General features: G+C 48.4%; 7 protein-coding genes. 4 read left to right on the top strand and 3 right to left on the bottom strand.

Translation table 11 applies throughout. The features are described 5' to 3' along the window. Positions 1-38 precede the first annotated feature (38 nt). Both MTX11_RS11225 and MTX11_RS11220 read right to left on the bottom strand, forming a co-directional pair. Positions 39-4,163 carry a UvrD-helicase domain-containing protein gene (locus MTX11_RS11225; protein WP_243475130.1) on the bottom strand — a complete coding sequence of 1,375 codons (4,125 nt, stop codon included), beginning with the start codon at positions 4,161-4,163 and terminating at the stop codon, positions 39-41. A 4-nt stretch (positions 4,164-4,167) separates the two neighbouring features. Then, positions 4,168-7,872: an exodeoxyribonuclease V subunit gamma gene (locus MTX11_RS11220; RefSeq protein ID WP_243475129.1), complete on the bottom strand. Its 3,705-nt coding sequence runs from the start codon at positions 7,870-7,872 to the stop codon at positions 4,168-4,170. Positions 7,873-8,049: 177 nt separating this feature from the next. Between MTX11_RS11220 and MTX11_RS11215 the strand changes: the two genes are divergently transcribed. Continuing rightward, positions 8,050-8,550, top strand: coding sequence for a hypothetical protein (locus MTX11_RS11215; RefSeq protein WP_195725230.1), 501 nt, complete (start codon positions 8,050-8,052; stop codon positions 8,548-8,550). Positions 8,551-8,604: 54 nt separating this feature from the next. Here MTX11_RS11215 and pap read toward each other — a convergent pair whose 3' ends face one another. Beyond that, the gene (gene pap, locus MTX11_RS11210; protein WP_004729341.1) at positions 8,605-10,023 is read right to left on the bottom strand and encodes a polyphosphate:AMP phosphotransferase; all 1,419 of its coding nucleotides are present in this window, start codon (positions 10,021-10,023) and stop codon (positions 8,605-8,607) included. Between the two features lie 205 nt (positions 10,024-10,228). Here pap and MTX11_RS11205 point away from each other — a divergent pair, with 205 nt between their 5' ends. The 3 genes from MTX11_RS11205 (at position 10,229) to MTX11_RS11195 (ending at position 12,714) form a co-directional block, all read left to right on the top strand. Next, positions 10,229-10,933: a DUF8198 family protein gene (locus MTX11_RS11205; RefSeq protein ID WP_004647334.1), complete on the top strand. Its 705-nt coding sequence runs from the start codon at positions 10,229-10,231 to the stop codon at positions 10,931-10,933. Positions 10,934-11,079: 146 nt separating this feature from the next. Then, entirely contained in the window at positions 11,080-12,024 is a 945-nt protein-coding gene (gene ubiE / locus MTX11_RS11200; protein ID WP_004647333.1) for a bifunctional demethylmenaquinone methyltransferase/2-methoxy-6-polyprenyl-1,4-benzoquinol methylase UbiE, read from the top strand. Between the two features lie 12 nt (positions 12,025-12,036). Beyond that, complete coding sequence (locus MTX11_RS11195; RefSeq protein WP_243475128.1) at positions 12,037-12,714, top strand: ubiquinone biosynthesis accessory factor UbiJ; 678 nt, start codon at positions 12,037-12,039, stop codon at positions 12,712-12,714. The last annotated feature ends 6 nt before the right edge of the window (positions 12,715-12,720 follow it).

Genomic DNA, 12,720 nt, shown 5'->3' with positions numbered 1-12,720 from the left:
TTCTGTTTAATCTCTATATATTTTATAAAATCGCAAAATCATGCTGATTTTTTCTGCTCAAAATAGCCCAATATTTGATCCAGTTTTTCTATGAGTTCAGAGTCCGGTTGCCAATGATAAGCTCCTTGCTGCGCCTGTCCATTCATTCCACGCAAATACAGATAGGTTGCGCCGCCCAGATGCTGTGTGATCGAATAAGTCTGCATATTGGCACTCAGGTACCGATGCAGCGCCACCAGATACAGAGCGGCCTGCAACCAGTAACTGGACTGGCTCATATTCTGCTGAATCGCCTCAGCACTATAGTGCTGCTGATCAGGTCCGAGGAAGTTACTTTTATAATCAGCAATATGGTAGCGCTGGCCATCGAAATACACCAGATCGATGGAACCGGTCAGATACCGCGCCGATTTGGCCTCATTAAAATCGCTCATGACCATGTCATGTTTGAGAAAAAGCTGATGGATTTGCCGAATCTGCAAAGGGGCATCGGTCAAGGACAGATAAAAAGGAAATTCTGACAGATACTGTTTAGCCTCCAGCTGTGCCAAGGCAAAATCTGCCTGAATCGGGGTAATAAGAATATCACGCACCCAGTCATGCATCAGGTTCAGCAAAATATCTTCTGTGATCTCGTCCAGCAATCCCTCAAAAGCCGTCTGGAAAATACTGTCCACATTCAGCGATTCAGTGCTTGCAGAGCGTATGAGCTGAGCTATTTCCTGTTCAAAAAACTGGATAAAGGCGTCATCCTCCAGCCCATCGAAATACACCTGAAACTGATTTAAAAATTCCAACAGAGCCGAACGCTCGAGCTGCTGTGCCGAGTGAAACAGCTGCTGCCATTGCTGACGATAAGCTTCACTTCGATCATGCAGGCGAATTCCGGTCAATAACTTATAGTTCAGGCTGGACAATACGCGCTGCATACTCTGACGCAATTCCTCGGCTTTGAAATCTGTCTGAGCTGCTACCTGAAACAGAGTGCGCAAATTCACCACTGCTGTCTGATAATGCGGGAAAAAAGCCTGTTCCAGTACACTACGTATATGAAAAGCCTGTTCAAATTTTTCTTTCAGTTCCTGCCAGATTTGCGGTGCGGTATTTTTAAAACGGCGCCGGATTTCCAGATTCCAGTAACTGCTGTCCTGAAAATCGATATGTTCAAAAATGCTGTGCAAGAATGTTCCAGCTACGGTACCTTTAGGAAAATTCAGCTTGATCCAGTCTAAGGGCACGGCTGCTGGCTGTTCTTCCAAGCCTGTGAAATCAATTTCATCAGCAGCACTATCGGGCTGTTCAGAAGCCGTGACCAGATCGTCCTGCAAGATATGTCCATGTAGTTGATGCTGTGACAAAGCCGTAAAACTGGTTTTGGTTCGCGGATAAAACTGCCGCTCTGGCAAAGGTTGCGCCCGCATGTCAATCTGATGATGGTTCGACTGCTCGACCAGACGCGGTGGTTCCTGAGACAGAGATGGCTCGACCAGACTTAAAGCATGTTGAAACAGTTGATCTCCCTGACCACGCCAGAAGGCTAGCCCGGAATCGGACTGTGCGTTCTGGTCCTGCAGCATGGCATATACCCGGTGACTGGCACGGGTCAGCGCCACATACCAGAGCCGGTGGTTTTCGGCAGCATTACGCGCTGCATTCTGCAGAATCGCCTGCTCATGCAAATTCTTGTGATTGACTGCAATTACCCGGGATTGTTCCAGAATGTTGTCCTGTTCAGGCGCAGACAGGGAAAAATTCAGATTGCCTTTATGCACATCAAAAGCAGCATCTGCTCCCAATAAAAACACCACTTTAAATTCCAGCCCTTTGGAGGCATGAATGGTCATCAGCTGCACCCCATGATCCCCAGACAGCTTGCGTTCTTTTTCGCTGTCCTTGCCTGAAGGTGACTGAAGCTGGCGCAAATACCAGTGATAGAGTTTTTGCGCCCCCTGATAATATTCACTCTGCTGGCTCAGCATCTCGGTCAGATGGCGTAGATTGACCACTACCCGCTCATTGTCCAGACTTTGACTGGCCACCAGATTGGTCCAGACCTGAAACAGATTCAATGCATAATTCCAGGCGGTCAAAAAGCCTTTCTCAAACCACATTTCCCGAATTATATCCAGATCCGCAATATAGCGACTGAGGCCTTCACTCTGCTCCTGTAATTCGATCAGTTTTTTCAGATTGAAGCCCAACAGACGAGTCAGCAAGGCCCGCTTGACCTTGGCCTCATTGAAAGGATCCATGATCGCCGTCAATACTGCCGCGACATCCTGAGCGATTGGACTGGCAAACACGCTCTGTTTGGATTCTTTATAGCAGGGAATGCCCATACGCTGCAGACGCTGCTTCACCTGTTCCAGAGCAAAATGCCCAAATCCCAACACGGCAATATCATCTGCGCTCAGGCTTTGCTGATGCTCTTGCTGCTGAAAGTACAGTTGCTGCTGGGCAGACTGATTCAGCAATGCACGGATTTTCCAGGCCACCTGGTCTGCCTCCAGGTCCGATTCACCTAGCTGAATCCATCGTAAAGGCTGCGGGTTGATCCTGCCCATATCGACCAGATCTGGATGCGGGCGACTACCGGCCTGAATCAAGGTGTACTGCACCTGTTCGCCAAAATCCATTTGCCGCTGGAACAGCGCATCAACCACTTCTACGAGTGGTTTGACTGACCGATGGTTCTGCATCAGGGTATATTCGCGGCCCTGTTTATGCAGCACATCGGCATGTGCCTTGTTATAGGTGAGCATATCGCCGCCACGGAAACCGTAAATTGCCTGTTTCGGATCACCGACCATAATCATGCAGCCGGACTGCACCCGGTTGGCATCACGCCAGATCTTGGCCAGCAAATCATCCTGATCCTGATTGGTGTCCTGAAATTCATCGACCAGAATCAGCGGATAACGTGCCTGTACAAACTGGGCAAAACGCTGTCCCTGCTGGCCTTGCAATGCTTCCGCCAATGTACGAATTTGCTGGGAAAAAGTGGTTTCACCCTGCTGCTGCAAGGTTTGTGGCAAACGGGTCTGCACACTTTGAATAATATGAAATTCCAGATAGGTCGTAAGCTGTTGCAGCTGCTCATCCAGATACTGTTTGACCTCACACAGCGCATCAATTGCCACGATCAGACTATGTTGCAAAATCAGCTGCTGCTCTGCATCCGGACAGCTTTTGTTAAAGACCTGAGTGGTCGGCTGGAAATCGGTTTTCTTGCGGCGCAAATGGCACAGATTCAGTAAAATCGGCTGCAATTCAGCATCAAAGAAACTCATGCCACCCTGATTTTTCAGGGCTGCGCTCCAGGTCATAAAGTTTTCACAAATTTCGGTTAACTTGGTCAAAAAACTCTTGTGAAAATACTTCGGATTTTCCTGACAATAACGCCGCATGACGGCAAGATCATGCTCCTGAATAATCACTAATTGACTGATGCAGGCTTCCAATTTGTTCAGGTCACATTCAGCCAGTTCGATCTTGCGGAAATGCTGCTTGCTGAAATTCAGGGCATCACGCACCAGCCCGGTATAATGCTCCACCGGTTTCAGCAGATTTTGAACATACAGATGATTGACCATATATTGTGGCTGTTGCTGAATCCAGTCACGCAGCACATCATGAATCAGTTGCTGGATATACAGATCCTGATCTTCGGTCAGTTCTGCACGTTCAATCTTGCCACTTTCAAATGCAAATTCACGTAAGAGTTTCTGGCTAAAGCTGTCCAGAGTGCCGACAAACAGTTCATCCAGCTGGTTCAGCACCAGACGTAAACGGCGACGGGCATAATCCAGCCGTGAACCATAATCTTTCAGTACCTGCTGAAATAAAGGGTCGGTTTCATTCTGGATTTTTGCCGCGATTTCAACTGAATTGAGCTGCTGATGACGCTGGATATAGGCCAGCGTTTCCTCGACCCGAAGCCGTACCCGGTTTTTCAGTTCAGCCGTGGCCTTACGGGTAAATGTCGTCGCAATCACCTGATGCGGATAATACTGGTCCAGAAAAATCCGCACCATCAGGCTGGAGAGTGTATAGGTCTTGCCGGTGCCTGCCGAGGCTTCAATCCAGTGTAGGCCCCGAAACTTCATGTCCTGAATCGGATTGGTAGAAATGGCTGTTTGCGTCTGCTGCTTTAAGAAAGTCATACGGCTATTTCACCCATTCCAGATGTTGATGAATTGGTGCATACAGGCCATGAGCAAAATCATGGCAGCAATTTTGCAAGGCCAGATCCGGATCCTGATCCTGCAAAATAAATTGCCAGTCTTGATGCAGCAGACTGGATTCATCCGAAGCCAAAGGTTTGGCACTCTCATAGCTGTTGTTCCATGCCTTTAGCAATTCCGGCATTTCCACAATGGTCATTTTACCCTGTTCATTCTCGGCCCACTGCCACTCTTTTTTCATCAGTAATTCTGCCGGCAAGACCAGCGGCTGCTGTTGACCAATTTCCCACGCCTTTAACCAGAGCTGCAAATACTCATGTGCCTTGCTCGAACTCAAGCCAGAAAACTTCAGGGTTTTATTACTGAAAATGACAATGCGCTCCAGTTCTGGTGAGCGTGCATCGTCATTCAAGTAAGCCAGCCATAGCAGATACTCCAGCCAGATCTGGGCACGGCGTTTTTCCGAGGCCGAAGAGGATTGCATACTCAGCCAGTAGCTGCTGTGTGGAACCTGAGGCACGTTTATATGAATGATCAGTTCAGGACTGAACTGCAGGGATTGTTGGGTGACTGGCGTCAGTTCTTTGCCCAACTGTAGCAAACGTTCTTGCAATAACTGCTGTTCCTGCTGGCTGCCCAGCCAGGTGGCTTGCTGGGTTTTGCCCACCGGCAAACGGTCTAGCATCAGGTTTGGCTCAATCTCCTGCTCTTGTTGTAACAGGAAATCCCGCACCTGATACTGTTCCAGCTTGTTCAATAATAAGGGTTCCCGGGAACTCGGCAAATCGGCATAGCGAATCGTGGAAACCCCGACACTTTTCAGGAATAGACGTGCCGGGAAAATCATATCGCGGATCCATTCATCACCTTTGAGTACCCGGATTTCTTTTTGTTCTAGTGCCGGATAATGTGCATTAATCCAGCTGCTGCGTTTGCCTTCGGCGCTGCGGATATATTCTGCCACTGCAAACCACTGATCCTGATAACGTGGTGTCTGCATATCTGCGAATCCGGCCGGATCAAAAGGCTGCAAGGGATGTACATGATAAAGCTGCTGGATATGTTGAGCGACCGATAGACCATGAATATCCACCATCGGATCGACTTCGACATCCGGCTGTTCAGACTGGCAGATCAGCGCAATATGCTGAACCAGTTCCTGCAAGGCAGTGGATGGATCGCGGGCCTCACCATCCTCCAGATCAAAGCCATTGTAGAACAGCCATAGATTTTCCTGTGCCAGCAGCAAGGCATCCAGAAAAGCGCCCTGCTCGTCATCCAGACGGGAACGGTCACCGAGTTGCGGCTTCAGACTGCGCATCAGGTCAAACGGAAACTGTTGATTGCGGCTCGGAAATTTACCGCTATCCAGATTCAGCATCACCACCAGTTTATAAGGCAATGGCCGGATCTGGCCGATCTGGCTAAAGGTAATCTGCCCGGTCGGTTCGGCCTGATCCAGCTGCATCTCCAGGGTATTCTGAATTTCTTCCAGCACATAAGGCAGAGGCAGACTGAGTGCCACCAGTTCCTGACTGGCATGCGGATCATCCTGGTCATGATAATCGGCCAAGGTCAGCATCCGCATTTGCTTGTCGATAATCTCGGCAACGGTTTTGAGCGATTCCACGCCAGCATCACGGAACTCGTTCAGATCGGCGCGCAGATATTCCAGCCAGGTTTTGACTGGCGTGCGCTGTCCGGTTTCATGCAAAGTCAGCCAGTCACGGCGCTGTACCAGATCTTGATAAATCCGGATCAGGGTGGATATCAAGGGAAAATCACTGGTCAGAACCTTGGCATAACTCAAGGTGTCCTGAAACAGGGTATGTTCAGGAATCGCCAGACCCAACGCCAGACGGTCCAGGGCGAATTTAAAGCTAAACCGGTAATCCTCATCGCCTGCGCTGAGGCTTTGCTGTAAATGCTGCTGGTCCAATCCACGCTTGAAGCCAGCATCTGTCAGCAATTGTAACATCCGCTCTACCTGACTATAGTCCAGACCATAATACTGCTGGGTCGCATTCAGGCTGAGCCAGTCGGCGAAGTCCTCAATACTGAAACGGCGCCGTACCCACTGAATCCGGCCCAGTACCGCGCGCCAAGCGTTGCTGACATCCAGACGCGACACCCCGGCAATCTGGATCGGTAAATACAGGTTATCTTTCTGCAGGCGTTTGCTGCCAATTTCACGCTCACGCGGAGGTGGCGCAAAGACACTGCGAATTGCCGGTTCCAGTTCTTTCAGACTTGGCGTCAACACCAGAATATCACTGGGCTGACGCGGCGCTTCTTCATTGCCTTGAGCCAGCCAGTGAATCAGTTGTTCTTTGAGAACTTCCAGCTGACGTAATGAAGAATGACAGACATGAATCTGTACCGAATCATCATCAGGGCTTAAAGCATATTGATGCTGCTCGGGCTCGAGCAAATACAGGATATCCGACTGGATTTTGGCCAGCAGCCTGTCCTGATATTCATCCACAAAGACATCGGCCCAGAGACCCTCTTCCCCCGAAGACAGTTTAGAGAGTAGAGAAAAATGATCCCGTGCCTGCTTGCCGAATCGGGTCAGGAGCGGATGCCGCGATTCCCGGTCTTCGGCATTAAAGTTCAGCTGCTTGATCCTGAAATCTTTTATTTCCGCATCATTCGGTTTACATTGACGGGTTTTTTCAAAACGCTGAATAAAGCGCTCTTCCCGCTGCAAATCAAATCTGGCTTTCCAGTCCGGATCGACACTGTCGGCCCAGTATTCCTGCGAGGGGTTGAAGTGAAAAATATAGATATCAATGTACTGGCCCAGACGGCGTAAAAAATCCAGCTGGCTCGGTGGCAATTCTAACAGGCTAAACACCACAATCTGTGCCGGCAGTCGTTTCAGAGCTTGGGCCCGGGTCTCTGCATTTTCCAGCCGATCCCAATACAGGCGTTCAATCTCCAGGATTTTGGCATAGTCATCCTGAAATACATGCTGCCACAACCAGCGTTGCCAGGCTTCCAGTTCACGCGCCTGAATCTTGACAAAATCCGCCACCTGCATCTCATGGCCATTTTCATCTTTGGGGCTATAGATCATCTGTTCGATATCAAGCGCAATATCCTGTCCCCATGCTTCTAGCCAGTTGGTCGGGCAGCTGCAGCTTTGCGGTGGACAGTTACGCGCGCAATAACCACGATAATCCATATAATGACTGAACAAACGTGACACCTGCTCGGCTACCCAGTACAGCATGCTCTGTTTTTTTAGCTGTTTTTCTGTACCTTGCTCCAGCCGGTCAGCACTGTCATAAATCCGCTTCACAATGGAATACAGCGGATGATCGACGTCTAAAGGAATCTGTTCAGACAGAATGCATTTTCGCAACGCCTGAAATACGCGCCATTTGATGATAATGCGCGGAATATTGGCTTCACGAACCTGCTCCACTTCTTTGGGAGCATTCAATACCCACTGATAAGAGGTCCATTGAAAGGCGCGAATCCGGTGATGAAACTGAGTATTGGCGCTAATGCCTTTTTTCTCGGCAATTTTCTGGGTCAGCCAAGTTTCTACTGCCGGAGATGGCACAATAAAGTGCCGGGTTTGTAACACCTCAAATGGATTCCGGGCAGTCTGGTTGACAATACGCAGCATACTATCCAAAAGCACATCAATACGTTGACTCTGAATAACATGGATGGCCATTGGTTCCCCTGAACTGCTGAATATGGTTTTTACTACAAAACGATAAAGATTATTTACTATACATCCCGAGCGCTCTATGACACTTTAAAACCACACTTCAGTCGAAAAATTTCTTTGAAAAAAGCATCTTAAAGATGCTTGAATAGAAAAAAACAACATAGAGCTTAGGTAGTGCCCATGAAATTAGATAAAATTCCTGAACGTCTCGATCCGAGCCTAGATTTAGAACAAATCCGCGACGAATGCCTGGAACTCACCAAAAAACGCGCCTACTATTCTGCCGGTGCTGCCGTGATTCCGGTGCCTTTTATGGACGTGGTCATTGATGTCGGTATCTTGTCGCAATTGATTCCCGAGATCAATGCCCGCTTCGGTCTGTCCCCTGAGCAGATCAGTGTCTACGATCCGAAAACCCGTCAGATTCACTGGCAAGAGCTGCGTAAACGTGGCGTAGAATTTTCCGGACTGGTGGTCGCACGTACGGCAGTTAAAAAATCTTTGAACAATGTTGCAGCGAAAGTGATCATAAAGCAAGTCACAAAATTCATTCCGCTGGGTGGTCAGCTGGTGGCCGCAAGTCTGGGTTATTTTGTCATGAAAAAAATTGCCGATGCTCATGTGCAAGACTGCTATCGCACCGCTAAAAGTATTCAGCAAAAACAGGTCGCCCAAGGTTAAAATCCGGGTGAGCTGAATTTTTGCAGCCCTCTAGACACTCTTACTTCAGGCAGATTATTCTGCCTGAAGCTGTTTTAAAATAGCCTTTAATACTTCGACCCGTGCGGTATGTTTATCATCAGACGCGATAATGTGCCAAGGCGCTTCCTCAGTCGAAGTATGTTCAAACATATCGGCTGCCGCTTTCAGATAATCATCCCAGCGTTCCCGGTTACGCCAGTCTTCTTCAGTAATTTTAAAACGCTTATGTGGTGTATCTTCACGCGCCTTGAACCGTGCTGCCTGTTCCTCTTTAGAAATGGCCAGCCAGATTTTCACAATCACCGTTTGATGCTTGACCAGGCTCTGTTCAAAACGGTTAATTTCCGCATAAGCTCGCTGCCATTCTACCGGACTAGAAAACCCTTCTACCCGTTCTACCAATACCCGACCATACCAGGAACGGTCAAAAATGCAGATATCATCATCGGTTTGCAGCTTGGTCCAGAAGCGCCATAAATAAGGACGGCTCAGCTCATATTTTTCTGGTGCGGCAATGGTATGAATTTCATATTCACGTGGATCGAGTTTTTTGACAATCCGCTTGATCGCGCCGCCCTTGCCAGCAGCATCCATGCCCTCAAACAGAATTACCACATTACGCGAATCGGAACGCATGGCTTTGGCGACCTTCGCGGTTAATTTTTTTAGTTCCGGTTTGTAATCTTCTGGCTGGGCTTGAGTCTTGGAAGGATGTTTTAACTGCTCGGGAATCTTGGCCTGTTTCCATCTTCCCTTGGCTCTGGCGGGATGATCCGGACAATGTTTCAAGGCACTCAGGATATACTGGGCAAATTGCTGGTCGCGCTGCTGCTCATCTTCGCCATCAATAATGAACCAGTCCTCGGTAAAGCGCTGACGCAGGCGCTGCAAGGTGTCATATTCTTTGCGATTGCGCCAGTCCAGACCATGCAGTTGATGCCAGTGAGTTTCACTCGGATCCATGGCATCCAGACGTTTTTGCAAGACTTTCCAGGACAGGTCAAACCAGACCTTGATCACATCGACATGGTTATTTTTCAGGTCCTGTTCAAAGGCCTGCATCTCTTGCAGATATTCATCAAACTGTGCATCACTCAGCGGGCTTTCAGCTTGCATGGCACTGCCAAGCAGATCACTGTACCAGTTACCAAACAGCACCATGATCTGGCCTTCGGCAGGAATAAAACGTGCATAAGGTTGCCACAAGGTCTGCTTCGGGCCGGCTAGCTGAGGCTTATCGGCTTTCACACGCAAATAGCGCGGATCGACCCATTCACGTAGCTGTTTGACCGCTTCACCCTTGCCGGCCAGTTCAATGCCATTCACCAGAATCACCAGACTTTTGGCATTTTTCTGGCCCCGGGTCTTTTTTAAATTATATTGGGCATCAATCAGCTCGACAGACAGCTGATCTTCATCCATTAATTGAAATTGTGGTTGTTCCATACGCATCTTCAACCCTGATCTTTTATTCTGTTTGCAGTATAGCGAGGAGTTTCAACGCAAAAATAGCTCTGGCAACGTTTTTCACACGATTAAATTGGCTATTTAAACAACAGATTGACATACAAATGCCCGATCTCTGTTCAATTTGTCATAGCAGGATTGTCCGGCAGCCTCTAAGATTCTTGCATCCTCCAATGATAATTGAAGCCTCATGTCCAAACTTGCCGTACTCGATGATCTGTTAGCGCATTATTATCAACTAGCTTATCACACCCGGCCTGACATTTTAAGCCGTTTACAGGATGTGCAGGCCTGGCAGAAAGTCCGCATGCAGCGCACCCATCGCGCCCATTTTGCTGAAAAACAAAACCTGTTGATGTCTGAGTATTTCCTGAACCGTCTCTACGGCGGCGCTGACTTTGATGCGTTGGCAGAACAGATTGCCCGGCTGATGAAATATGCGCATAAAGCAGAAAAAGTTATTCCGGAAAATGCCATTAAAACCGGCACCTCAGGCGTAGAGCTGGCTATTCTGGCGGTACAACTGGATGAACAGGTCGCGATTCAGTTATTACAGGATTATCATCCACATGAACCGCTAACTGACGAGATGATGCGCCTGACCTATTTGAAGCTGGATCAGGGTGAAGCACGCCTGAAACAGTTGGCTCTGCTGGATCAGCTCGGTATGAGTCTGGATAAATACATGCGTTCATTTGTGGTCTATACCGCCTTTAAAATGTGTAAGGGCGCGGCGAATAAATATAACTTTCAGGTAATGTATGAATTTATGCAGGATGGTTTTCTGGCCATGAAGCCACTCAAATCGGCAGAAAAATTTGTACGCACGTTCACGGCAACCGAACGCCAGATTATCGAGAAAGTACATTCTGGCGATCCGCTACCGTTTCAGTAAATACCCGATGAGTATTTCTGCCAAGCGTGAATTTTTCTGTATATTATTCATAACAATTGCATCATGATTGCTGAATAAGCCTTTAGAATCTGTCATGATGCAGACAATGCAAGATTAACCCGATTGATATGTTAGGAGTGACTCCAATGTCGAATGAAAATACAACGCCTACCCCTACCCCCGAGTCGGCACAACAGACAGACAAAGTGAGCCCATTCTTAACTGAACCCCTTCCACAAGGCACCCCGCAAGGTCAGCAACAATCTTTAGAACAACGTCTGACTGACACGCCTGTGACGGGTACTGTGCCCAAATATAATCTGCCACGCGGTGCCAATACGGGTAACGTCGGCTCAACCACGCACTTCGGCTATCAAACTGTAAACAGCGAAGAAAAAGCCCAGAAAGTCGCAGAAGTGTTCCACTCTGTAGCGAGCAAATACGACATCATGAATGACTTGATGTCTTTTGGTATTCATCGCCTGTGGAAGCGTTTTGCAATCAATATGTCAGGTGTACGCCGTGGCCAGCATGTGCTGGATATCGCGGGTGGTACTGGCGACTTGGCTAAAGTCTTTAGCCGTGAAGTTGGTCCGACAGGTCATGTGGTACTGTCTGATATTAACGAATCGATGCTGAATGTCGGTCGTGACCGTCTGATTGATGCGGGCTGTACCAATGTCGATTTCGTTCTGGCCAATGCCGAAACCTTAGAACCATTTGCAGACAACAGCTTCGATCTTTTAACGATTTCTTTTGGTCTACGTAACGTGACCGATAAAGATGCGGCACTTGCTGCGATGTACCGTGTACTCAAGCCAGGTGGCCGTTTACTAGTGCTAGAATTTTCTAAACCAGTGTTTGAGCCATTCTCTAAACTATATGACCTGTATTCGTTCACAGCATTGCCAATCATGGGTAAAATCATTGCCAATGATGCAGAAAGCTATAAATACCTGGCTGAATCGATCCGTATGCATCCGGACCAGCGCACCCTGAAAGGCATGATGGAAAATGCCGGCTTCCAGAATTGTGACTATCACAACCTGACTGGCGGGATTGTTGCGGTTCACCGCGGTTTCAAACTTTAAGGTTCCTTGCCTATGTGGTCAATTCTGGCACTCGGTGCTGTTGAACGCGTGATTCATCATATCATTGATCTGGATGCCATTACCCGCCTCCAGCTGAATGCTCTGTCCGGTAAGATGCTGCGGGTGGTGATCGCCTCGCCGCAGCTTTCGGTCGATGTTTTTTTTGATGAAAGCAAAGTTCGTCTGGAACCAACGGCAACCGGTCATACCGAAACACCTTCGGTCTTTGAACAACGTCCATTTGACGCAAGTTCCGCGACAGTCCTTGAAGCGACCGCAACCTTGCAGGTCAGCAATGTGGTGGAATTACTCAAGCTGCTGCTTTCCGATGAAGTCGGCAATATTCCATTGCAAGGCGACTACAAGTTATTGCAGGAAATCCAGCGCATCATGCAACAGGTAGAATTAGATCTGGCGGCGCACTTAAGCCCCTGGATTGGCCCGACACTGGCGCATGAAATTGGTAAATTGCAACTGCTGCCCAAGCAGCTAAAACGCACCCTGCAAAGTCAATTATTTTTTGCCGAAGATGCCTTAAAAGAAGACAGCGGTCTGTTTGCCCCCCGCTGGCAAATGGATGACCTGAATCAGGACACCCGTATCCTGAATCAGAATTTAGATCGGGTTGAAGCGAAAATCCATCAGCTTCAGGCTCAAATCGATGCCTCAAACAATTCTACTCAAGACTAGGTACAC

The sequence above is a fragment of the Acinetobacter lwoffii genome (genome assembly GCF_022809915.1).
In the GTDB taxonomy this organism is placed as follows: Bacteria; Pseudomonadota; Gammaproteobacteria; order Pseudomonadales; family Moraxellaceae; genus Acinetobacter; species Acinetobacter lwoffii_M.
This window is presented reverse-complemented; position numbering and strand designations above follow the sequence as displayed.